The following is a 26,616-nucleotide window of genomic DNA, read 5'->3' on the forward strand; positions in this document are numbered from 1 at the left end:
TATAATCATATGAGGAGGCGGAGAGGTGTCTCAGCAAACTAAAAAAGCCAGTACTTTTTAAATAAGTACTGACTTTTTTAGACTTTTTGTTTCCTACCTGTTAACTTTCTTAGACTGCTTAATATCGGTTGATGTCCATTCTTAACGACCCCGGAAAGCTCAGCGATTAACTGAATTCCAATGATAATAAATCCTAAAATAATCAATGACGTTAACATCGTTGCACTATTAAAGATAATCGCCATAATCCCGAAGAAACCGCTAAATCCATAAATGATTAACACAGAAGTTTGATGACTATAGCCCATCTCAACCAGCTGGTAATGAATATGTTTGCGATCTGCTGTACCTATATTTTGTTTATTGATTACGCGTCGAACAATCGCAAAGAGCGTATCAAAAATAGGAACAGCAATGATAATAATTGGGATGATAAAACTAAAAAAGGCGACATTTTTAAAGAGACCGAGCATGGATATAACAGAGATCGCATATCCTAAAAACAAAGCACCCGAATCGCCCATAAAAATCTTTGCCGGATAGAAGTTATGGTATAGAAAGCCAAGGCAACTACCAACTAAAACCATCCCTAAATACACAACAATCATACGATAATCAGTGATTGCGATAATTAAGATACTTGTTAAACCAATAGCTGATACACCAGCTGCGAGTCCATCTAACCCATCAATAAGGTTGATGGCATTGGTAACACCAACGACCCAAATAATCGTAAGAATGAGTCCAAGACCTTCTAACTCAACCGTTCCTACAAAAGGCATTGTTAATTTATCTATTACTAATCCAGATGAAACCACAACAAGCGCAGCAGCAAGTTGCCCGATTAATTTCTGGTATGCTTTTAAACCGACAATATCATCAATGATACCTGTAATAACAATAATAATACCACCAATAATAATCTCTAGCATGTGTGGATGCTGCGGCTGTAAATAAAGCAGTCCTGCAGCTACTCCCAGCACAATAGCGAGACCTCCTAATCGTGCTTTGACGCCGTCATGTTTTTTTCTTTCACCTGGTAGATCTACTGCGTTCACTTTAATTGCTAATTTTTTGATAAGAGGAGTTGACGCGAATGCCACGGTAGCTGATATTAGAAATGCTACAATTAACTCCGTTACGTTAAACATATATACACCTACTTATTTAGAAGAAGTCCTGTTTTCAAATTTTAACATATTTACTTATAACATTGTACAAATACCTTGCACCATTATAGCACGATTTTACTTTATGTATACTATAAATATACGAATTTGATGATGAATTCCAGACTGTCTCTTCATAATTTAATCTCTACTATACAGATCTCGTGTATACACTTTTTCTTTCACAGCTTTTAATTCATCAGTTAAACGGTTCGCAACAATCACATCAGCTACTTCTGTAAAAGTAGCAAAATCTCTGATTACTTTTGAATTAAAGAAGGTCTCTTCCTCAAGGTTTGGTTCATATATCACAACTTCTATACCTTCTGCTTTCAAACGTTTCATGACACCTTGAATAGCAGATTGTCTAAAGTTATCAGAATTAGTTTTCATCGTTAACCGATATATACCCACTACTTTAGGATTTTTGGCTAGAATGCTTGATGCGATGTGATCCTTTCGAGTACGATTGGCATCTACAATAGCAGCCATAATGTTATTCGGGACGTCTTGATAGTTTGCCAATAATTGTTTTGTATCTTTTGGCAAACAATAGCCACCATAACCGAAAGAAGGATTATTATAATGATTGCCAATTCTAGGATCTAAACCTACTCCTTCGATGATTTGTTTCGTATTTAGGCCACGTACTTCAGCATAGGTGTCTAACTCATTAAAGAAGGCAACACGCATCGCTAAATAAGTGTTCGCAAACAACTTAATCGCTTCCGCTTCCGTCGAGTTTGTAAATAACATATCTATATTTTCTTTGATAGCTCCTTCTACTAATAAATCAGCAAAAATACGAGCGCGCTCTGATTGTTCTCCTACAACAATACGGGAAGGATATAAATTATCATACAAAGCTTTTCCTTCTCTTAAAAACTCTGGTGAAAAGATAATGTTCTCCGTTTGAAACTTTTCACGTAATTCAATCGTATAACCTACAGGTATTGTTGATTTTATGATCATGGTTGTATCTGGGGTAATGGATAAAATTGTATCAATTACTTTTTCAACAGTTGATGTATCAAAGTAATTCTTATCCGGATCGTAGTTAGTAGGTGTGGATATGATCACATAGCTTGCATTTTGGAAAGCCTGCTTTGGATCAGTTGTAGCTGTTAAGTTCAGTTCTTGGTTTGCCAGAAAATCTTCAATCTCCGGGTCAATAATGGGAGATTTATTGTTATTGATGAGCTGCACTTTTTCTTCTACTATATCTAAAGCGTATACTTCATTATTCTGTGCTAACAATACTGCGTTTGATAACCCAACATAGCCTGTTCCTGCTACAGCTATTTTCATATAATTTCGTCCTCTCTTTTCAACTATTGTCATCATTTAACATCTTATCGTATTTTTAATATAACATAGAATCTACTGATTTCATTAAAATGGTGTAACGTTTGTTACAGAAAAACGTCTAATATATTAAATTGTAAAATATTTTCTTAAATACAATTTACGTCCACACTATTTCATAGTAAAATGTATGTTAGTGCGGTTTAATCTAGAAATCGGGGGAAATATGATGTCAAAAAAAGATGTGAATTCCAGAATTCAAATAAAAGAAAAGAAAAAGAAGAGTAAGCGTAGGAAAATTATTTTCTTTATTTTCGTACCTTTAATTATATTAATTGGGGCAGTCTCTAGTTATGCCATTAATTTATTCAATGAAGCAGAACAGGTCGTATCAGATTCTTATGAAGATGATGGTCGTGATAAATCCGAACTACGTGCTAAAGAAGTAGATCCTACAGAGGATCATGTGTCTATATTATTTATCGGTGTGGATGCTAGTGAACATAGAGGCACAAAGGACGAACCTGTTCGTTCGGATGCATTGATCTTAGCTACGCTTAACAAGAATGATAATAGCGTAAAAATGCTTAGTATCCCACGTGATTCATATGTTTATGTCCCTGAAGTCGGATATGAAGACAAAATTACGCATGCACATGCATTTGGTGGAGTTCATGCAACCATTGACACAGTGGAAACTTTCTTAGATGTCCCTGTTGACTACTATGTGAAGTTGAATTTTAATGCATTCGTTGATGTAATTGACGCAATCGGCGGGGTGCAAATGGATGTTCCATTTGAATTTACTGAATCCAACTCAGATGATAAACGTGATTCCATTCATCTTCTTCCTGGTGAACAGAATTTAGATGGTGAAGAGGCATTAGCTCTGGCAAGAACACGTAAAATTGATAATGACTTAGAGCGTGGTAAAAGACAACAAGAAATCATGAAAGCCGTTATTAGTAAAGCAACGTCTGTTAATTCCGTATTTAAATTAGATGATGCTATTCAAGCTGTTGGTAACAACATGACAACAAACTTAACTTTCGATGAAATGAAAGCTTTCTTATCTTATGGTACTTCAGGAAACATTGATGTTGATACGTTGAATCTTGAAGGAAGTGACATGCGGCTGAACAACACATACTATTTCAGCCTTGATGAACAACATCTTGCTGAAACACAGCAGATATTACAGACTCATTTGGATGTTGCCGAAGAAAGTGAAATAACGACCAATAACGAAGAAACACAGGAACCAACAAACGGATAATCTAATTTATGGTAGATAAATAATAAAAAATCCTCGGAGTTATGAAATGCTTCGAGGATTTTTTATTTCTTTTTAGACTAAATTATGGAATAATCCGTATTCATTATTTATTGATTTAATCTTACATAATTAGCTGTATATAAACCTACTGTTTTATTTTTATTCCATACACTGTTCCAGTTACTAAGAGGAATTGGTCTTTCCCCAACGTATGGGGATATTTCAGGTGTGATTCCTGGTTGTTTCTTTTCATGAACAAACCAATCCGTATAACCTGCACCATTCGTGCTAGACTGTAAGTTGATCGGTGTATATCCAGTAATATTCTTCACTCCATTTGCTATCGATCTACTATGATAATCAAATCCATAACGCGTATAAATTAATTCTCCTGATGAATGATATGCTACAGCAGCTTTAAAGTTGTGATGATTAGTAAAATCGTAAATCGCTTTTGTCTCTGGCTCTGATAAAGGTGCTTTCCCTTTATAGAAGCCATACCTTGGTCTTCCTGGATCATTTGAAACAGTTCTCCATAAATAAGGATATTGTCTGTTTAAATCTACACCTCTTATATTTGCTTTCCAATGTTTGAAGTCTCTACTATTATCATTGATTGAGATTACTTTACTCGGATTCTTCGCAGTTGAAGGTCCTTCTTGTACTAACATTACGCCATCAGGGTTTACCATCGGTACAAACCAGATCGAAACATCGTTCAGTATTCTACGTGTATTGTATCCATTATAATTTTGCATACGAGCATATGAACGAGCATACTCATCCACCATATTCATTAACACATTTGTTGTCATATGTTCACGTGCATGGTGTGAACCATTAAAGAACACTTCTTTATTCCCATTACCTAGTTTAATTGCATAGATATTACGTCCATCTACAGATTCACCAATTATTTTCGTTTCGATCAGATTAGGATATAGGAACCGAAGACGGTCAATGTCCTTTTGCATATCTTTATAACTATAATTCTGTCTTCCGTCCACTGTATTATATGTTTTACGAGGTAGTTTGTAAGAAATAACGTCATTCATTGTTCTTAAAGTCTTCTTCTCTACGATACCATTAACCTTTAGTCCATGATAACGTTGAAATTCCTTAATTTTTCCTTCTGTATAACTACCTAAGTAATTTGAAATAATACTACCGCCGAAACCAGCACGATCCAAGTCTTCTTTGAAATTCTTAATCTGACTGTTACTGTTCCCCTTCTGTATTGGGCTATTCGCTGCATCCTTTAGTTCCTCGACTGTTTTTTCCTCTAAAATCCCGTTAACTTTTAAACCATAGTAACGTTGGAACTCTTTTACTCTTTTTTTGGTAAAAGCACCGAAATAGTTTGTCTCAAGAATACCACTAAAGCCTAATTTATTGAGATACTTCTTTAGTTGTATTATTTCACTACTTCTGACTCCTTGTTTTGGTGACTGATAAACTTCATTCAATTTTGCTAATGTCTCTGGACCGGCAATGCCATCTACAGTTAAATTATAATAACGTTGAAATTCCTTTAGCCTCTTAGTAGTAAAAGAACCAAAGTAAGTGGTTTCTAAAATTCCGCTAAAATCTAGTGTATTTAATTTTTTCTTTAATTCAACTACTGCAGGGTTTCTGTCTCCTTCTTGAAGGGATTGCGATAACTCATTTAAAGCAGTTATCGTGACATCATCTGCAACACCATTTACTTTTAATCTGTTTGCTCTTTGGAATTCTTTGACTCTCTTTTCCGTGAAAGAACCAAAGTAAGTGGAGATGAGAATTCCACCGTAGCCTATTCTGTTAAGCTGTTCCTTAATTTCAATCGTTTCTTCATGCCTTTTCCCTAATTGTGGCGCTTGCTCGAGGGCTTCTAATTTAGATCTTGTTTCCGGTCCAATCGCACCATCCACAGTTAGGCCATAATAGCTTTGAAACTCCTTTACTTTTGTTACTGTATACGAGCCAAAATAGTCTGTAATTTTTATCCCGCTAAAGCCTAAGTTATTCAATGTTCTCTTTAAATCAGAAATGCGCGGATTTCGGTCACCTTCTATAAATGGAGAAGAATATACTTCTGTTATTAAATCGTAAGTAACATTATCGACTATGCCATTTACATTTAAGTTATAGTAGGCTTGAAATTCTTTTACCTTCTTCGTCGTATAAGCTCCATAATAACTGGATTCTATAATTCCTCCAAAGCCGATCTGATTGAGCTTTTTCTTAATATCAATAACTGCCTCAGAGTTTTTTCCTTCTTGAGGTGCTTCCGAAACTTCTTCCAATTTTGATTGGGTTTTTTCATCTAATATACCGTTCGCCATTAAACCGTAGTAGCTTTGGAACTCTTTCAGTTTTTTGGCACTGTATTCACCGAAATAAGTTGTTTCTTTAATACCGCCAAAATTAATACGATTTAAGACTTTTTTCATTTCTAATACATCATTGGAAGTAGTACCTTCCCTTGGTGCTTCATAAACGGCTGTTATTTTATTATATGTAGTATCATCTATAATTCCTGATGCTTCCAATTGATAATACGCTTGAAACTCTTTCACTTTTTGAGTGGTATACGAACCAAAATAATTTGATTCAATGATACCACCAAACCCAATCGTATTTAGCATTTGCTTTATTTCTACAAGGCGATCATCTCTTTGACCTTCTTTTAATTCACGAAATTCTGCTTCCTCTTGAGAGGCAACTACCTCCTCATTTTGTACTTCCAGTTGTTCAAGCTCCTCCGTTGTCTCTTCGGATTCTTCCGTTTGCTCTTCTACTTCCTCTGTTTCTTCTCCTGATTCCTTGATGTTTCCTTCATCGTCAGCGCTTTCCGCAAATGCAGAAAGTGGCATCACCAAACTGAAAAGTACGAAAAGAACAACCATCTTATAAGATGTCAATCTTTAACCCCCTTTTATAGTCTATAACTCTATTATATATCTCTGTGTAGAAAAGAAAAATAGCAAACTATCAAAGTTTGCTATTTTTAAAAAGTTTTATTTAATTATTTTTAAATACTGACCGCTAGATCCACTACTTACCCATCTATTAGCTCCATTATACTTAATATGGTACCACTCATTATCTGTAATGAGACGGGCATTACTATCCAGAATCCCTACTAAATGCTGACCTCGATTGACTTGCCCTACCAAGCTTCCGTTTGGCGATGTTCTAACATTCAATCCTGAAGCTGTTACTTCAATCAGGTTTTTCACTGTAACATAATCACCATGAACCCAACCTGATCTACCGTTTACTTTAGCTCGATACCATCCATAACCATCTTTACCAATAATATCAATAGTTTGATTATTATCAAGTGTTTCATAAACTTTGGTGCCGTTATTTGTATTTGGTTGAGCTCTAAAGTTTACTCTATCGGTAGTCGTACCCTTTATACCACTTGGATATTCAATTAGGTTATGTGGAGGATTTGCTCCACTGTAACCAGGTTGATCTCTAAACTGTGGTACTTCATATACATAATTGAATGTACTAATAGAATTCAAAATATTTGCCATACGAGACGTTTGATGAATCGCCCATGAAACATGAGTTGCATAATGGCCAGGACCTGTACTACCTGGATTCCATTTCATTTTGTATAATGTATCTTGACCATTTTTCACAAAACGTTCTGCAATAAATTTTGCACCACCAATGATTGCTTCTTTAGGTGAGAACCAACCTTGCTCATAAGCGTATTTAGCACCACTTGAGTTAGCTGAGCCATCATATGCAGCTGTACCAAACATATTGTAGACAGTTTCTCCATTATATTTTTGGCCTTGAGCTAAAGTGGAAGAACCGTTACCTGTTTCGTGTAAGGAATGTGCAATCAAGTATACCTCATTCAGATTATATCTTCTTCCTGCTTCAGCAAAAGCTTCAGCTGTTCCCGCTAATGTTCCCTTTCCTTGTAATACTTTTTCATTAATTTCTTTCACATTGATATTAGCACTTTGTGAAAGTAATAAGAATTGCAAATAAGCATTTGTATCACTAGGAAAATTAGAAGGATTAGCATAGTATTCTACTAAATTTCTTCCTGCCGCAACGGTTCCTGTTCCATTTGCTTTAGGAGTTTTTGTCATAAGGCTATCGACAAAACTACTGAATGTTTTGTCATAATTGGTGTATGTAACTAGAGATTGTACTAAATCATTTAGTTTATTTAGCGTAGTTTGATCTGCTACACCATTAGCCGTTAAGCCATACTTCTTTTGAAATTCTATTAATCTCTTCTTTGTAAAGGACCCAAAGTAATCAGACTCTAGGATACCATCAAAACCTAGTAAGTTGAGATTCCGCTTCATTAATGCAATATCCGGATGACGATCTCCTTCTCGATATGGTGGAGATGCTTGACTATTAATCTTAGCTAATGTCACTTCATCAATGATGCCGTTGACTACCAAACCATGATCTCTTTGGAATGCTTTTACCTTTTTCGTTGTGAAAGAACCAAAATAATTAGTCACTTGGATTGTTCCATAACCAATATGGTTTAGATTTTCCTTAATATTTGATAAATTGCTGTGACTTTTTCCTTCCTGGTAAGGACTATTCGCCACTTCCTTGATCTTATCCAATGTAGATTGGCCTACAACACCATCCGTTTTTAAACCATAGTATTGCTGGAATTCTTTTACCTTTTTCGTTGTAAAGCTTCCAAAATATGTGGTCACCATAATTTGACCAAATCCAACTTTGTTTAAGTCCCTCTTGAAGTCAGCAATAACTGTATGGCGATCTCCTTCACGGTATGGTGGAGATGCTTGACTATTAATCTCGGCTAACGTCACTTCATCGATAATACCATTGACTACCAAACCATGATCTCTTTGGAATTCTTTTACCTTTTTCGTTGTAAATGAACCAAAGTAATCTGTTACTATGATTTTTCCGTAGCCTAGGGCATTTAGCTTTTTCTTGATATCTGACAAATTGTTATGGCTTTTTCCTTCTCGATAAGGACTATTTACTACTTCGTCCATCTTATCCAGTGTGGATTCACCTACAACACCGTCCGCTTTTAAACCGTAATATTGTTGGAATTCTTTTACCTTTGTCGTGGTATAGCTTCCAAAATACGTGGTTACCAGAATTCCGTTAAATCCAATTCGGTTTAAGTCTCTCTTGAAGTCAGCGATAGTTGTGTGGCGATCTCCCTGTTGATATGGTGGAGATGCTTGGCTATTGATCTCTGTTAAAGTCACTTCATCGATAAGGCCGTTAACTGCCAAACCATGATCTCTTTGGAATTCTTTTACTTTTTTCGTAGTAAATGAACCAAAGTAATCTGTTACTATGATTTTTCCGTAGCCTAAGGCATTTAATTTTTTCTTAATATCTGACAAATTGTTGTGACTTTTTCCTTCTTGATAAGGACTATTTAATATTTCTTCCATCTTATCCAAAGTGGATTCACCTACAATACCATCCGCTTTTAAACCGTAGTATTGCTGGAATTCTTTTACCTTTGTCGTAGTATAGCTTCCAAAATACGTGGTCACCTTAATACCATTAAATCCAATTCGATTTAAATCCCTCTTGAAGTCGGCAATAGCCGTGTGACGATCTCCTTGACGATATGGTGGAGAGGATTGACTATTAATTTTAGCCAAAGTTACTTCATCAATAATCCCATTGACTACTAAACCATGATCACTTTGGAATTCTTTTACCTTTTTCGTAGTGAAAGAGCCAAAGTAATTAGTTACCTTGATTGTGCCGTAGCCCATTGTGTTTAATTTACGCTTAATATCTGACAAATTGTTGTGACTTTTTCCTTCTTGATAAGGACTGTTATAAACTTCGTTGATTTTATTTAATGTGGACGAATTTGCTTTGCCAGTTGCATCCAGCCCGTAATAATTTTGAAATTCTTTTACTTTTTTGGCAGTATAAGAACCAAAATAGCTCGTTTCCTGAATACCACTAAACCCAATTGCGTTTAACTTTTCTTTCATTTCTATGATCTGTTCATCGCTGTCACCTTCTTTATAAGTGACTTCATTTGCAGAAATAGATGTTACTGAAAGTAACATAGCAAAAAGAACTACTATCAACATTGTTAGTATTTTCCTAGTATTCATTTGTGGTTTTTCTTCACCTCGTTTCTTTGAATTTATTAGGCTACTACTCTAGTATCAAGAAAATTACCAAAAAAATCAAGTGACTAAAGTCCTATATATCGTGAAAATAAATCATATTACGACACTCGTTTGTACAAAAAAAGACATGAGCGTCCTATCTTAAAGCCCATGTCTAATATTCGTATCATCTCTTTCAATTCATTTGTCCTATATGATATCAAAACCTTGTCGAACAGGTCTAGTTCTTGATTGTTCACTTATTGTATGTGGTTCATTATAACCGTCTAATATATCTTTCACTAAATCTATCATTGTTTGTACGTTATCTGAGGACCCAGCCATTATTAAAGTCATTTTATCCGGTTGCCTTTTGAGCGATCCGCTTATTCTATATCTATGGGCGATTCTCTGAACAGCACGCGGAAACTTCTTTTGAAACTTTTTAGGGACAGTAATAAAATATCTTTTTAAAATAATGTTATGTGGTATATCTGGTACCTCAACTTTTTCGAAGATTGTTCTCTTATAACACATGGAATAAACACTGTTAAAATCAAAGTACATACGTCTGCTGCTCTTCCTGTCATAATTAATCGTATCAGGGAAAAGATAATCAATTATCTTGGCTGGTATATCCCTTGCTTGTCCAAATGTAGGATACATTTGAATATCTAATCCTGGTTTCGTATTAATCTCTAATACAATTGCTGTACCCTTATCTTCATCTATTAATAAATCCACTGCGCCTAAATGCAAGCCTTCTATTGCCTTTACTGCATTTATAGCTATTTGTTTATATTCCACACTTAATTCATCTGTAACATCAATTGATTCTCCGCCTGAGGATACGTTAGCTTTCTTTTTTAAAAATACTAGTTCACCTTTTGGTAAAATGGTGTCTAATCTCAATTGTTTTTCTTCAAGTGTATTTTTTAATTCTTCATCTATCCCAATTTTCTTTTTATTAGAGGGGCCATTATTTTTGATACGTATTTTATTCTTGGCATCTATCAATTCTTTTAGGGTACTCTCTCCATCACCTGTAACATTCGCTGGCACTCTTTGCACACTTGCAATTACTTCATCTTCAATAACGTACACTCTATAATCGTATCCTGTAAAACATTTCTCGATAATTATTTTAGAGTTAGCTGCTATCTCTTTTATTTCATCTAGTGCCTTTATCAATTGTTGATCATTTTGAATATCCGTTGTAATTCCTTTTCCACCATATCCATCATTGGGTTTGACCACTACAGGATAACCAAGTTGATTTGCATACTTAATCATTGCTTCATTAGAACTATCAGATTGGAAAAATGATCCTTCAGCATGTGGTACACCTTTCTCTTTCAATGGCTTTTTGGTTAATTCTTTATTCTTACAATTCGTTCTTGCTTCATCTGTCATAATACTCGGGGCGGCTGAATTAAAATCAAAGGATGTACCTTCTTCATCACTTAAAGTAAACCAAAAGATTCGAGAATCTTCTTCCCGTTCATATGACAGTTTCATTGCTAAATGCAAACCTCTTCTCCATCCTTCTAATGCAATAGAATAACCATTTAAAATTGCACTAGCTAAACTTGGTAAGGAGTTATCTATATGTTTTATAACTTGTCCTGAGATCTCTCTTCTTTTATCAAAATCTAACATAATCAAGTTGCTCCTTTGTTGGAATATATACAGTAAGAGATTGTATATTGATTAATAGTTTAGCAAATCTAATTATCGCTGTATACGTAAGACTTAGTTTTAATTTTATATTCTCATTTTCGAGGTTTCTTTCCATATTATATTTATGCTAACATAAACTAAAGAAATGCGATATTTTTGGGTATGAGGTGTAAACAAAATACATTTTTATAAAGATTCCATTCTTTTATATATCCAATTAAATGAAGAAATTGAGCAAGCATTCATAAAGGCATATATAAATTAATAAAATCCCCAGTAAAAGATAAATAATGGACGAATAATATGTTGTATTCGTATCAAATATTATTATCAAGAAAAAGAAGTCTTTAACCTGGTACTAAGAAAACGCAGAGCGCTCGTTCAGCTACGTACAAACTGCGCCCGTGCAACACGGGTGGGTCGAGTTGCCACGCAAAGTGGTGGTTTTAATCGATCATACTTCCGGAAGGAGATAAAGGAAACTCTTTGGGAGCTGAAAGCGAATCGATGTTGATTTATCGTACGGAAGTAGGGAAGTTTGCTAGTTGCTGGCTTGGAGCTAGATAGATAAGCAATTCTATACTTTCTGTCATTTCAACAAAATTATATTCTAAAAATCATTATTGGAGAAGAGGATAACTATGGAAAAACGTACTACCTTGAATAGAACTTTAAAGCCACATTGGGTTTGGGCCATCGCTCTCGGATCTGCTATTGGTTGGGGAGCATTTGTACAACCTGTCAATTGGATGGCAACCGCAGGACCTTTAGGGGTAATCTCCGGGTTCTTTATTGGCGCCTTATTAATGCTATTAATTGCTGTGAGTTATGGGTTTCTCATTAAAAGCTTCCCTGTATCTGGTGGTGAGTTTGCTTATGCTTATATCAGTCTTGGCAGAACACACGCATTTATCTCTGGCTGGTTTTTAACACTTGGATATATCTGTATTGTAGCTTTAAACGCTTCAGCATTTGCATTAATGTTTAAATTTGTGTTCCCTAAACTGGTCGAAAGAAGCTTACTTTACCAAGTTGCCGGTTGGGATATCTTCTTACCAGAAGTAATTGTTGCCACCGTAATTTTGGGATTATTTGGATTTTTTAATGTTAGAGGAAGTAGTTTCTCAGGGAGAATTCAATTTATTTTTTGTATTGTAATGGTAACAGCCATTGTACTTCTAACTTTTATGGTCGGTATACAACCAGATGCAGGTTTTTCTAATATTAACCCTCCATTTCCAGCAGAAACTACTGCATTAGCGGCTATAATTTCTATTGTAGCTATTGCACCTTGGGCATATGTTGGGTTTGATAATATACCACAAACTGCTGAAGAATTTGATTTTTCTTCTAATAAAGCATTTAAACTAATAGTATTCGCTATATTAGCTGCCGCAATCTTATACAGTCTAATGATAATAGCTACAGCAATGGTTAGACCTTGGGAGTCAGTAGTCGCTGATAATTACATTTGGGGTACAGGGCAAGTTATTCAAGACTTATTAGGTACAGCAGGATTAATTGTACTTGTAGTTGCACTTACAATGGGAATATTTACGGGACTGAATGGTTTTATTATTTCATCAAGTCGTTTGCTATTTGCGATGTCCAGAGCAAAAATTATTCCTCAAAGTTTTTCTAAACTACATCCAAAATACAAAACACCTTATTTGGGAATTATCTTTACCGTAATTATAGCAATGGTGTCACCGTGGTTTGGTCGGGAAGCGTTACTTTGGGTTGTAGATATGTCATCCATCGGGGTAACGATTGCCTATTTCTATACATGCTATGCCGCATTTTCGTTATTCCGCATGAACATGGGAACTAACTTTGATGAGAAAAAACATATTATCTCACCTGGTAAAAAGGTTATTGCCATTCTTGGTATGATTGCTAGTATTACTTTTTTAGTATTACTCTTATTCCCTGGATCACCTGCATTCTTGGGCATAGAATCTAGAATTGCTTTAGGTGCATGGGTTCTGTTAGGTTTATTATTCTATTTAATCAAGAGAAAAGATTTAAATAAAATCTCAAAAGAAGAGCTGAATTATTTAATCTTAGGAAATAAAGAAGTAAAGATAAAAAAATAGAGATAACAATAAAGCCACCCATTATTGGGTGGCTTTATTGATGAAACTTACACACTTTCCGTGATCATTCTTGATTATTCAGTGCTTTCTTTTCGTTCTTCTCTTTTTCTCTTAACTTTTTACTTTTCTGGATTTTAAATCCTACTTGTAATTTTCCGCTCCAACGATGTTCCGATATTTCTAGCTGTTCTGAATTTAGTTTGTTTTTTCTTATTAACTCTTCCATGAATTTATTCACTTTAGCACTTTTTCCTACTATAACCAGTAACATATCACCGCTTACCAGATGTCTTGCAAAACCATCTATAAAATTAGTTCTTGCTAATAACTTTAGATGGTTTTCAAATTCTGTTTTGACATCACCTTTAAGTAAATAAACTTCTTTTACTGCTTGCTTTTGAATTGGCTTAATTTTAATTTCTTCCACAAGCCCTTTTGTAATTCCCTCGTTTACGATATCAAAATTAAAATAATAATTAGTTGCTTTAGGAGTATCAACTGTCTCCGGAAAGTAGTAATCAATTATTGCTTTAGGTACATCTCTTGCAACGCCCTCTAGCGGGAATAAATGATTACTAATTTGCGCTTTTGAGTTTAGTTCGTTTACTACGACTTCGTTTTTATCCTCATCCACGATCAAATCTACTGCACATTGGATTAATCCCGGTACAGATTGTGCAGCTCCTATCGCAACTTCTCTTACTTTTTCACTAAGACTATCGGTAATATCAATTGGATCTCCACCGTTAGCAAAGTCACCTTTATTTTTTAAGAATATACGTTTTCCTTCAGCGGGAATGGTTTCTAAGGTCATATCCTTTTTTTTCAGATAGTCTTTTAATGCGTTATTAATTTTGATTGGTTTAAAATAGATAAATGGGCTTTTCTTTCTTTCGACGTTTTTACGCTTAATTAATTCCTCAATAGTATTTTTCCCGTCACCTAAAATATTAGCAGGCATTCTGTGAAAAGCGCCTAAAATTTGACCGTCTAACACAAAGACTCGATAGTCTTCACCAGTTATATATTTCTCAACTATGACTTCTTTATATCCCAATTGATGTCTCACATTATTAATAGCATCTGCCATTTCTTGCTCATTTCTGATATTTGAAATTACCCCTATTCCTCCACCTGCATTAAACGGTTTAATTACAAGCGGGAAACCTATGGAGCTACTATAATCCAATATATCCTTATCATCAGCTTCGCTATCAAAAAATTCCCCTTCAGGAACTGGTATATTTTTAGCTCTCAAATGTTCTTTTGTAGCCTCTTTATTTATACATACTCTTATAGCTGATATTGGAATGATGTCTGGCCGTGAATAATTAAAAATATATGTTTTCTCCCCATTACTTAATTCAATGTGTTCTGGCCGACCTTTCCTGTTAACATACTTTAAAGTTAAGCCTCTTCTCCATCCTTCTAACGCTAAAAGATAGCTACATAACTTATAGCCATAGGCGGACTTAGGTATGGAATTTTCCAAGTGATTAAACCATATTCTGTTATTTTCTCCCATATTTATCCTCCATCATGGTTTACGATTCTCTAGGTTTTAATAAAACTTTAATCAACCTTAGCGGTCCTGTAAATCTCCAAGAACGACTCAATTTTATTTTGATATTCTCTTTTTCAAGTCGACGCTTATCTTTTCGCATTTTGTGTAATTCTTTTTCGTACCTTTTTATAACTGTATTAATATTTTTTATACTGCTTGATTCCAGCTCTTCACTAATTTCAAATCCGATACGAACTGGTTGATCAAAGGTTTCTTCTATTATTTTTTTGATTTCTGCAAATTCTTGAACATCCGTAATGATTTGTTTAAATTGATTGACAACACGTTTATCGGTACCTGCAACAATTACTTCAATTTCACCGTCCATCAATGTTGTAATATAACCACTAAGGTGTTGCTCTAAAGCTTTATTTTTTATATATCGATGGTATCTAATTTGATTAACTTTTCCTGTTACAACATAACGTTTTTGATAGATCTCGCCTATCAATGCCGGCGCAACTTCCACTTCTTCTCCAGATCTGTTCTGCAAAGGACTTAATACCGTATTAAAATCAAAATAAACTTTTTCACGATCCGTTTTTATATCTTTTGTTTTCGGAAAATAATAATCAACAATTGCTGAAGGAATATCTCTTGCTCTCCCTCTCATCGGAAATAATATACCGCCTATTTGCGCAGTTGGATTTAATTCAATCACTACAGCAGCTTGATTGATCGGCTTATTTAAGTCAACAATGATATCAACACCGCCATGATATAATCCAGGTATTTCTTTCACCGCATTAATCGCTATTTCTTTAAATTCTTCTGGAATTTCATCCGTAACATCAACCGGATCCCCTCCGGCTGATACGTTTGTTTTTTCCTTTAATAGAATTTTTTCGTCTTTTTTTGGAATGCTGTCAAGTTGATAACCTGTATTTCCGATAAATTCCAGCGTTTCCTGATCAATATCAATAAGACAACTGAATAACCGCGCGTTTTTTCTCCGTTGTTCATTCTTCAACTGAATCAATTCTTCAATGGTATGTTCACCATCACCAATGATATTAGCCGGTAAACGATTATATGCTGCCACCACTCTATCTTCGACAACGTAAACACGATATTCTTCACCCGGCATGTATTGCTCCACAATCAAATCTTCATATCCAAGTGTATTTCTCACATAATTAACTGCCTTTTTTAACTCTTCTGGAGACTTAATATTTGTTATTACACCATTTCCGAGACTTCCGTTAGTTGGCTTTAAGACAAGAGGATAACCTACTTGTTCAGCAAATGCTAATATTTCAGCTTCTCCTGCTTCAGCATGAAATTCATCACCAGCTGGAACAGGTACTCCCGCTTTTTTTAACCATTGTTTCGTTTCATTTTTATCAGATCCGATATCTACTGCTTCATTACTAACTTTGTCCCCTCTAGTTCTAAAGAAATAATGAGTTTCTGTCTCAGAACTTAAAGAAAACAAGCGACCAGGTGGGTTGACACCAAAAGTGATCATCTCGTCAAATTTACCTGAATCTATCGTATACCATTTTAATTTTAGTCCTCTTCTCCAACCTTCAAGCGCTACTGCATAAGCACATAACTTCGTTTTACGAGCTCCCCTTACAATTTCATTTGTAAGATGCGGTAATGAAATAACTTGATTACTATTCATTCTGTTTACCTCCAAAAAGGATTACGTACCTAGCTTGCACGGCGATTCAACAGGCGATAAAACAATTTTATGACATCAGAAACTCTTCTGAATGGTGCCGTAATTCGCCATGACATACTTTTTTGATACGTATTATACTGTCCTTCTAGTTGCTTTAATTCTTTTTTTACCTGATTCATTTCGTCATTTAATTCTTTTAAATATTCAAGCTGTGTCTTATAATCTGCCTTTATTTCAAAGCCTATTTTAACAGGCTCATCCCAAATTTCTTCTAGAATATCCTCTACAGTTGATCTCTCCGGGTCTTCCTTTATGGATTCTTTGAACTCTTCCAACATCTCTTCACTATTACTAATAACGACTATTTCAATTCGTCCGTCATGTAATTTGCTAATAAAACCACTAATTCTTCTTTCAAATGCTTGTTTTCTTAACCCCCTGTGATAATCGATACCCTGTACATCACCTGAGACAATAAATTTTCGACCGTAAACTTTCCCTATTGGCGGTTTGGACACTTTGGTAACAGTGGCTACCTTTGAAATAAGAGGTTCTAGCATATCACCTAAATCAAAATAGAGACTTGTTTGTTTCTCCTCACCTTTTGTTTCAGGGAAATAGTAGTCGATAATAGCTGCGGGTACATCTCTGGCTTGTCCTTTCATAGGGAAGATAAGAGACCCTATTTGAGCAGTAGGATTAATTTCTAATACGTATGGAGTGCGCTGTTCACCATCTTGTTGCACAATAATATCAACCGCTCCGTGAGGTAAGTCTGGAATAGCCTTCAGTGCATCTACAGCTGCTAGTCTTATACTATCATCTAATTCGTCTAATACATCAACCGGATCTCCACCAAGTGATATATTTGACTTATTCGTTAGAAAAATTTGTTGACCTTCTGCTGGGATTTCATCAAAAGTATAGCCTTGGTCTAATACGTAATCAACCAATTCCTGATTAACCTTGATAGGGCAACTGATTAAACGTGGATTGTTTTTGCGTTCTTCATTTTTCTGATCTATTAACTGTTTAATCGAGTTGATACCATTGCCGACAATATTTGCCGGGATTCGTTTAATTGCACCTGCAACGGCATCATCCACTACATAAATTCGATAGTCTTCACCTTGAATAAATTGTTCCACAAGTATATCGTCATCTAACTCGCGTGCTACTTTATTGATAGCATTCTGCAGTTCTCTCATAGTATTAATATTCGTGTAAACATGCTTCCCAAAGCTGCCATCAACTGGCTTTACTACAACTGGATAGCCAATATTTTCAACATATTCATTTATTTCTTCAATCGAACTATCCTTAGAGAATGTCATACTTAAAGGGGTTTTGAGTTTGTTTTGTAGCACGTGCTTTTTAGTTGTTTCTTTATCTGCCCCTATCGTGACTGCTTCATTACTAACCTTATCTCCTCTAGTCTTAAAAAAGTAATGGGTTTTATCCCCTAAAGTAAGAGAGAATAACTTACCTGGCTTTTCTGTTGCCCAGGTTTTCATATCTTTAAATTTTTCCGAATCTTTTACATGCCACCTTAATTCTAGACCTCTTCTCCAACCTTCAAGCGCAATGACATATGCATCTAATTCCGATCCTCTTGCATCGGTAACAATTTCACTTGATAGATATGGAAGCCAACTTGTATTCTGATCTTGCATAAAGATGCCTCCTACCTTTTCTCTTCCTGTTATAAGGACTTGATCATTTCATCATAATATCGAAATGTTTTTCTGTCTATTAAATCTTGGAATAGACGTGTTTCCGCTTCTTCAAAGTACTCGCCTAACCAACTATCTGTAACTTGATCAAATTCATCAAAATTTCCCGGTTTTGGTGTAAATTCACCAAACACCATCTCTTCATCTGTTTTCAAGAAATCAATCCGTATAAAAGGCGCCGGAATTTCCTTGCTTATCATTTCTGCAAGTTCGATTTCCTGTTGTGATACACCTGCACCCTTGAACAGCTCATTTTCATATCTTCCAGTCGATATTCTGTTCGCATCTCTTGTCCACCAGCAATATCTTAATGCTGGGTATCTTTCTATTTCTAAAACTAATGCGACTTTTCCATAGAAACAATAAAATTTGATATCTTTTGCTGCTTGTTCCTGTTCATTGCCTATTAGTTCTTCTATCGACCATTGATCATCCTCAACCCACATGTTATCTAAGTCTTGGCCCATATGTTCTCTCAGAGTTTCGATACCTTTAATCACTTTCTTTCGACGTACATCCTGAATATAATCCGAATGGAACATAAGATATACACCGCGAGAACCAGCACCATCCACTGGTTTTACAACACAATTTTCTTTTTGTGGTACCGTATCGATAGAATATGTCTGCTCCTCAAACCATGGTCTTCTTATTCTTAATAGATCGATGAATTTATATGCTATTCTTTTATCATCTAACAGCATCTCAGGCATTTCTTTATTCATTTGCCACTTTTTGGATTGGGAAACGAGACTTGCCAGAAACGAAGACTTGACCTTAGCATCAGGGAGATGGTCAAGATCTCTTAACATAAATTCAGGTGTTTCTTCCAATGCTAAATTTGTTAATATTTTTTGGTACAGATAATTTATGATCTCTTTATTCCCATTGTTTTTATATAAATGAGCAACTGCTCTTAATCCATGATTTAAATCTTGATTTACCTTCTGCTTCTTTGCAATAAGCATATCAAGCAAAGAATCTATTTCAGCAACTTGTACACCTTGCTTTATTATACTCTCGATTTTTGTTCTTTCAAGTTCTTTTGTAGACAAAACCTCTAGAAATTTTTCTTTTGTATCGTTTTTTTCTTTTTCTAATGCAAGTTCTACTTTTAAGGATTCGATTTGTTGCCTAAATTCTTGGCTGTCTGGTTGTTTTTGATTAGAAGGTAATTTATTTGCCGCCTTCCATTTCTTACTGTCCTTTAATTTCTTCGTTTCTTTGACAGTTTGTTTATTTTTCTCCTCAAAATAAGCTAGTTCTGCTTCTTTCTGGATGAGCTGTTGAACTGACTTCTGGTCATGATTCTCTTTACGATCAGTGATAGTGATCACCTACTTCCGCTATAGTTGGTAATAAATGAGGCTCCAAACGATCAGCATGTAAAGAATAACCAAATTGTTCTTCAACGAATTGTAATGCTGTTGTCACTTGCTTTTCGTATAATTTCGGATCTTGCATTAATTGTCTCGCTTTCTCTTGGACTTGATTCGGTTCTGCATATATTGCTGCATCTTTAAACAGGTTCTGATAGGTTGGGGAAATGATTACTGGCACACCTACTGCCATTGCTTCAAAGATTACTCGTCCAAATGCTTCAACCCAACCAGGATGCGTATAGTAAACAAAAACATCTATTTCTTTCAAAAAGTCTTTCGGTTCGATTTCACCGAATTCATGTACTTCCCAGTTTTGTGGGAGTTCACCAAGTAGCTTTTCTGGTACTTGAGCTCCTCCTAACACATGAATTTCAAATTCTTCCGATTCCGGGTAAATGGTTAGCAATTCTTCCTTTTCATTTGGCCATTTCACATATTGTGCTCGAGAGTGACGACCAATTTTAATTGGTCCATCTGTAGCTGGTCGTTTTACTCGTTTCCATTCTGCTACATTAATGATATTCACCCAATCTTCTGGCGCTAGGGTAATCGCATCTAAATCTTTCTGATGATGTTCTTCCAGTGCTTCTCGTACAGAAGGGCCTATCGGATACCAGATGGCTTTCTTACCAAAATATTGTTTCAGGCGTTTGGCGCATGTTCTAATCTTATATAAAGGCGTTTCTTTTTTTGTATAATCTCTTTTCGGTGGTTGATTGACAATCACCTTAATGCTTTTTGCTTCAACATCTGGCACGTATCTCTGCCATTCCTGTAAAACAGGGGGATGACGGACAATGAGCACATTACAGCTAACCTTTTCGCCGTAGCCAATCATCTGAACTTGCTTACCATCGATCTGTTCACGAACTTTTGGATTAATCATTTTGGTCGAATGTAAATCATGCCTGTACAGTTGGATTAATCCGGTTTTTAAGCCTAGTTCCTTTTGTGCTTTGATTTCTTCAATGTTGGACATGTTGGTACCGCCAAGCAACCTGAATTCCGAGACAATAATCACATCAAAATGGCGTCTAGCGTGAAGTGATTTTTCTCCCCGAATTGGCCACATTGGTTCTGGTACTGCAAAAGGTCTTTCTGTCATTGGAAAAGGGTAATACACATCATCATGTGTCTGATGATACTCTGTATAAGCATCTAAGTATTCTTTTCTCACACCCATAAAGTATCCGTGGTAACCAAAGACACTATTAGCAGTTAGGGAGCCGCTTGATTGACGTTGAAAGGCACATGGCCCTGTTTGTAAATCAACTATTGCGTCTTTACCAAAGACTTTGATTAATCGTTTTTTAAACTCACCGTCTGCTCCAAATCGTACACTATCCCAATAGCCAATCTTTTCAAGGACTACTTCTCTTCTGAACATGAGTGAAGACATATTCGCAAATAGATATTCACCTGGCTTGCCGCGCCTATGAAAATGTAAATTTTCTGTCAACCTTGCTTGTTGCGAAGTATTGGCAATCACATTAGGATTTTCCAACAGATGTTGGACTTGAATCGTGATCTTCTCAGGATGTGACCAATCATCCGCATCATTAATGGTGACAAATTCACCTGTTGCTAGTTGTAATGCTTTGTTCCTTGCTATATATGCACCAGCATTCTTACTGTTTTTTAACAGTTTGATCCGTGGGTCCTTATGGGCATATTGTTCCACTACTTCAACCGTATTATCCGTGCTACAATCATCGACAACCAATATTTCAAGGTTTGTCCATGTTTGATTCGTGATAGAATCTAACGCTGTTTGTACGGTTTCTGCTGCATTGTAAACTGGGATGATTACTGTTATAACAGGTCCTTGTTGTTGTTGTGCTAGTTGATCAGTTACCTCTATTGCATCATATAACGTCCGACCTTGCGTCAGCGTAATGGGTGTTAGCTGATGAAGTGCAAATGCTTTATTGATCCACTCCACTTTCTTGTCACTAGTTGTTTCTGCTGACGCCATCGCTAAGCATAGATCTGGATGTTGATGTTGTTTGATATGTTCTAATAGAATCTGCTTCGCTGCATCATGTTCTTCCAAATGCCATAACAATTCTGCTTCTAAAATAGGTACTTTTCTTGTCCAATCCTGTGAAAGAGTATACTGTTTTAACACGTTCAAATAGGAAAGAGCTTGCTCTGCAGCAGATACCGTATCTTGATTGGCATACCAAACAGCAAGTTCGAGAGCAGCATTTTTCCTATCATAGGGATTGTTTGTTTTTTCTACTATTTGCTTTAATTCAGGGATGACTGTGTCGTAAAAGCCATACTCATATAATGCGCGTTTTAATTTTTTTATTTTCTGTTTCGATTTTTTTTGCATTTGCTTTTTGTCAAAGATTTGCTTGACCGTTTTCTTTCTAGTTGCAATTGCTTTGGCATTTTTCGCCCAAGTAAAACCGGACCTGATTACTCTATTTTTATCTATACGATTAAATGTTGCCAATGCTTTATCGTATTCTAGCTTATTTACGATATATTGTTGCTTTTCTTGCTCTAACTTGGCTTCTATTTCCCGTAGCTTTTGCTCCACATCCATTTGATTATGATCGTTTCTGGTCATGAAGATCTGGCTCCAATCTTGTAAAATGCATCTGATAACCAAATTGCTCTTCGACGAATTGTTGCGCTTTTGCTACTTGACTATTATATAATTCATCATCTTGCATTACTTGTATCACTTTCTCTTGAACTTGATCTGGCTCAGCGTAAATCGCTGCATTTTTAAACAAGTTCTTGTAACTTGGTGGAATGATTACCGGTACACCGGCTGCCATTGCTTCAAAGATTACCCGTCCAAATGCTTCTACCCAGCCTGGATGTGTATAATAAACGAAAACATCCAAATCTTTGAGGAACTCTTGTGGTTCAACTTCCCCAAATTCATATACTTTCCAATTGGCAGGTATTTGTCCAAGTACTTTCTTCGGTACTTGTGCTCCTCCTAACACATGGATTTCGTATTCTTTCGCTTCAGGATATATCGTTAACAGTTCCTCTTTATCATGTGGCCATTTCACATACTGTGCGCGTGAATGGCGGCCAATTTTAATCGGTCCTTGTTTAGCTGGTCGTTCTTTTCTCTTCCATTCCGCAACATTAATAATATTTAACCAGTCATGAGAAGCAAGATTAATAGACGCTAAATCTTCTTGATGATACGTTTCTAATGCTTCTCTAACAGACGGTCCGATCGGATACCATGTTCCTTCATCACCAAAATACTCTTTTAACCTATTTACTGATGTCGGAATATCATATAATGCTTGTTCATTTATTGTGTAATCTCTCTTCGGTGGTTGATTGACAATCACCTTGATCGTTTTAGCCTCTATATCTGGTAAGTGTTTTTGCCAGTCCTGTAATACTGGTGGATGGCGAACGATTAAAACATCACAGCTAACCTTTTCACCATAGACTAACATTTGCACTTGTTTACCATCGATTTGTTCACGCACTTTAGGATTTAGTGTGGTAACAGAATTCAAATCATATCTGTACATTTGCACAAGACCTGTTGTTAAGCCTAATTCTTTTTGTGCTTTGATTTCCTCAACATTAGACGCATTAGTACCACCAAGCAATCTGAACTCTGATGCTATAATAACATCGAAATGTCTTCTTTTATTTTTCTCGCGTTCTGGCAACATTGGCTCCGGAACCGGAAAAGGCTGTTGTTCCAGAGGAAATGGATAATACAAATCTGCCGCATATTCATGGTGATATAATTGCGCTTCTAAGTAATCTTTTCTTGCTCCCATAAAATATCCTGGAAAACCGAAGGCAGAGCTTGCAGTTAATGATGTTTCTGTTTGTCTTTGGAAAGATAATGGCGCTGTTTTTAGCTCGACAACACTTTTCTCACCGAATACATTCTTTACTCGACGCACGAATTCAGAGTCTCCGCCAAATCGTACGCTATCCCAGTAGCCGATCGCATGCATAACCGGCTCTCTCCGGAACATAAAAGATGACATATTAGAAAAAACATACTGTCCAAATTTTCCTCTGCGATAGAATGTCATATCTGTCGTTGCTCTTACTTGTTGCGAGAAATTAGCGATGGTAGACGTATGTTTGATTAAATGATTCACTTGTGTGGCAATCTTCTCTGGATGTGACCAGTCGTCTGCATCATTGACGGTTACAAACTCACCAGTAGTATGTTCTAAAGCAGTGTTTCGCGATACATATGCTCCGGAATTTCGGCTGTTTTGCATTAATTTAATACGGTTATCCTCTTTCAAATAGTTTTCAACGATATCTAGAGTGTGATCCGTACTGCAGTCATCTACAACAATGATTTCAAGGTTTTTCCATGATTGTGCAGACAGGGAACGCAATGTCGTTAAAATCGTATCTTCTGCATTATACGTTGGTACAATAATGGTTACTTTAGACTCATTAGCCTGTTCTGACTGGCTATTAACAGCTGTCGCGATAGAATCATATATTGTAGTCGCTCCGCTTTCATCAAATGTTATAGGTGTATTTTGATAACTCGAATAGATGGAATTGATCCATTTTAACTTCTCTTCGTGGTCATCCGCTACGTTCGCTAATGCTAGATAAAGATCTTCATGTTGTTCCTGCTTAAGAGCTGTTAGCAATATGTTTTTTGCCTGCTCTTTTTTATCCAATGTTATTAATGCTTCAGCAGACATGATCGCATACTTGCGGTTTAAAACACTATCCTTCTCACCTTTGGAAAGTTCACGAATAATCATCAGGCTTTGTTTAGCATGTTCTTGATCATATTTGTTGGCATGCCAAAGACTTAGCTCACGACCGGATAATTTCTTTAAAAAACGATCTTCGGCATGTTGATAAAGGTTAGATAAATCTTCTAATCCTTTTTCGGTAAAGCCCATACTGTATAATTTATTTCTAATTCGATCCACTTTTTGTAATTGCGATCTTTTTTTGCCTGGTTTAATGATCTTTTTTAACAGTGCTTTTTGTTTATCTGTTAGCAGACTGCTTAAAAACTCTTTTTGTTTGGTATTCATTTTTTTATATAGGATCCAATCTGCTGTCGCAAAAACCTTATTCTTTACTTTTCTGATCATTTATAACACACCCATACTTAGGTTATTGTTTCACAACTTGTTTCTTTTTTTTCTTAGCTTTAGCCTTAGGTTTACTTCGGTTTGTTGCTTCTCGGTATGCGGCTACGACTTCTTCTGAAGCACCATCTTGTCTTACTTGTCCTTTTTCAATCCAAATTGCTCTCGTACAAACCGTCTCGACAAATTTCATACTGTGTGACACGATGATGACTGCCTTCGCTTGTTCCATCATTTCTTGAATTTTTTCGCTTGCTTTCTGTTTAAAAGCGACATCACCTGTTGATAATGCTTCATCAATAATGAAGATGTCCGGCTTTAAAATGGCGGCGATACTAAAACCTAACCTTGCTCTCATTCCACTGGAGTACTGTTTAATTGGCTTATAGATTTTATTTCCTAACTCCGAAAATTCAATGATGTCATCTACATGTTTGTCAACTACAGCTTTTGATAAACCTAATAGCATCCCATTTAAGTAAATATTATCTATACCAGGTAACTGTTGATTAAATCCGGTACCATAGCTTAATAATGCCGTAGTTTCACCATTAACGACCACTTCCCCTTCGTCAGGCTTCAATATCTTGGTTAACACTTTACATAACGTACTCTTACCTGCACCGTTATGTCCGATAATACCGACTACTTCCCCTTCAGAGATAGTAAAATTCAATTTATTCAAAGCAATATGTTCACTTTTGCGCTTATTATTAAACTTAATAGTTAAATCTTCTACAGAGACTACATTTCTGTTTTTAACCTCTAATTCTGTTTTCGTTAGTTCCAGACGTTTCCTAGGCTTTCTTTTCACTTTTGGAATCGTTGCTTCATATTGCTTCAATACTTCCTCAGGCTCACCAATTGCCCGGATTTCACCTTGCTCTAGCCAAATTAACCTATCACAATTTCTTTTCGCATAGCGGTGACTGTGGGTTACGATGATCACCATTTTCGCTTGTCCTAACAGTTCACGAATTTTCGTAGCTGCTTTTTGTCCGAATGCTCGATCACCTGTATTTAACGCTTCATCTAAAATTAAAATTTCTGGTTCCAAGTGTGATGCTACACTAAATCCGAGTCTTGCTTTCATCCCACTCGAATAGGTTTTCATTGGTCTATCAATGAACTCTCCAAGCTCTGAAAACTCATGGATCTCATCAAAAAATTCGTCTATTTTTGCTTTACGGATACCTAGCATCATACCGTTTAAGTAAACATTTTCCCGTCCCGTTAGCTCCTTGTTAAATCCCATTCCTAATGAGAAAAGGGCAGATACTTTTCCCTCGACTTGTAAATTTCCTTCATCTGGATGTAGTATGCCAGTTAAAGCTTTACATAACGTTGTTTTTCCGGAACCATTTGACCCAACAATTCCAAGTACCTCACCTTTATAGCCTGTGAAATTAATATGGCGAAGAGGCCATGTTTTCTTTGGAGCCTTTTTCTTCTCCTTTTTCTCCTTTTTCGAGAGATACTTAATGGCTATTGATTTATAATCATCTCTTGTATTTGAACTAAAGGCTACACCTAAATCATCTGCTTGAATGACGATTTCTTTTTGATTTTGTATTGCCTTATCTTCATTTGTTGTAACCATGG

14 protein-coding genes are annotated in these 26,616 nt (G+C 35.9%); 2 read left to right on the forward strand and 12 right to left on the reverse strand.

Features of this window, described 5'->3' with window-relative positions; all coding sequences use genetic code 11:
• Window positions 1-77: 77 nt before the first annotated feature.
• Both GI584_RS20635 and GI584_RS20640 read right to left on the reverse strand, forming a co-directional pair.
• Complete coding sequence (locus GI584_RS20635; protein WP_153792470.1) at window positions 78-1,151, reverse strand: glycosyltransferase family 4 protein; 1,074 nt, start codon at window positions 1,149-1,151, stop codon at window positions 78-80.
• Between the two features lie 159 nt (window positions 1,152-1,310).
• A complete protein-coding gene (locus GI584_RS20640; protein WP_153792471.1) occupies window positions 1,311-2,477 on the reverse strand; it encodes a nucleotide sugar dehydrogenase in 1,167 nt (388 codons plus the stop codon).
• A 226-nt stretch (window positions 2,478-2,703) separates the two neighbouring features.
• Between GI584_RS20640 and GI584_RS20645 the strand changes: the two genes are divergently transcribed.
• A complete protein-coding gene (locus GI584_RS20645; protein ID WP_100359005.1) occupies window positions 2,704-3,750 on the forward strand; it encodes an LCP family protein in 1,047 nt (348 codons plus the stop codon).
• Between the two features lie 107 nt (window positions 3,751-3,857).
• Here the strand turns inward: GI584_RS20645 and GI584_RS20650 are convergent, their stop codons facing one another.
• The 3 genes from GI584_RS20650 to GI584_RS20660 all read right to left on the reverse strand — a co-directional run bounded on the left by GI584_RS20650 (window position 3,858) and on the right by GI584_RS20660 (window position 11,510).
• On the reverse strand, window positions 3,858-6,653 hold the full coding sequence (locus GI584_RS20650; protein ID WP_153792472.1) for a peptidoglycan-binding protein: 2,796 nt from the start codon (window positions 6,651-6,653) through the stop codon (window positions 3,858-3,860).
• 96 nt (window positions 6,654-6,749) lie between these two features.
• Entirely contained in the window at window positions 6,750-9,830 is a 3,081-nt protein-coding gene (locus GI584_RS20655; protein ID WP_194842064.1) for a peptidoglycan-binding protein, read from the reverse strand.
• 231 nt (window positions 9,831-10,061) lie between these two features.
• Window positions 10,062-11,510 carry an ATP-binding protein gene (locus tag GI584_RS20660; protein ID WP_153792474.1) on the reverse strand — a complete coding sequence of 483 codons (1,449 nt, stop codon included), beginning with the start codon at window positions 11,508-11,510 and terminating at the stop codon, window positions 10,062-10,064.
• 662 nt (window positions 11,511-12,172) lie between these two features.
• On the opposite strand from GI584_RS20660, the gene GI584_RS20665 reads away from it, so the two are divergent.
• Window positions 12,173-13,627, forward strand: coding sequence for an APC family permease (locus tag GI584_RS20665; protein ID WP_153792475.1), 1,455 nt, complete (start codon window positions 12,173-12,175; stop codon window positions 13,625-13,627).
• 64 nt (window positions 13,628-13,691) lie between these two features.
• Here GI584_RS20665 and GI584_RS20670 read toward each other — a convergent pair whose 3' ends face one another.
• From GI584_RS20670 to GI584_RS20700, 7 genes are read right to left on the reverse strand one after another with little or no spacing between them, the layout of a single operon-like run.
• Window positions 13,692-15,152, reverse strand: coding sequence for an ATP-binding protein (locus tag GI584_RS20670; protein ID WP_153792476.1), 1,461 nt, complete (start codon window positions 15,150-15,152; stop codon window positions 13,692-13,694).
• A 19-nt stretch (window positions 15,153-15,171) separates the two neighbouring features.
• Window positions 15,172-16,818, reverse strand: a complete 1,647-nt coding sequence (locus GI584_RS20675; protein WP_100358999.1) for an acylphosphatase — start codon at window positions 16,816-16,818, stop codon at window positions 15,172-15,174.
• 29 nt (window positions 16,819-16,847) lie between these two features.
• The gene (locus tag GI584_RS20680) at window positions 16,848-18,491 is read right to left on the reverse strand and encodes an acylphosphatase (RefSeq protein ID WP_100358998.1); all 1,644 of its coding nucleotides are present in this window, start codon (window positions 18,489-18,491) and stop codon (window positions 16,848-16,850) included.
• 29 nt (window positions 18,492-18,520) lie between these two features.
• Window positions 18,521-19,888, reverse strand: a complete 1,368-nt coding sequence (locus GI584_RS20685) for an ATP-grasp fold amidoligase family protein (RefSeq protein ID WP_153792477.1) — start codon at window positions 19,886-19,888, stop codon at window positions 18,521-18,523.
• Window positions 19,872-22,511 carry a glycosyltransferase gene (locus tag GI584_RS20690; RefSeq protein WP_153792478.1) on the reverse strand — a complete coding sequence of 880 codons (2,640 nt, stop codon included), beginning with the start codon at window positions 22,509-22,511 and terminating at the stop codon, window positions 19,872-19,874. The genes GI584_RS20685 and GI584_RS20690 overlap by 17 nt, the downstream gene beginning before the upstream one ends.
• Entirely contained in the window at window positions 22,492-25,017 is a 2,526-nt protein-coding gene (locus tag GI584_RS20695) for a glycosyltransferase (RefSeq protein WP_153792479.1), read from the reverse strand. The genes GI584_RS20690 and GI584_RS20695 overlap by 20 nt, the downstream gene beginning before the upstream one ends.
• A gap of 22 nt (window positions 25,018-25,039) precedes the next feature.
• A complete protein-coding gene (locus GI584_RS20700; protein WP_153792480.1) occupies window positions 25,040-26,614 on the reverse strand; it encodes an ABC transporter ATP-binding protein in 1,575 nt (524 codons plus the stop codon).
• Window positions 26,615-26,616 lie beyond the last annotated feature (2 nt).

It is taken from the genome of Gracilibacillus salitolerans (assembly GCF_009650095.1).
GTDB lineage: Bacteria > Bacillota > Bacilli > Bacillales > Amphibacillaceae > Gracilibacillus > Gracilibacillus salitolerans.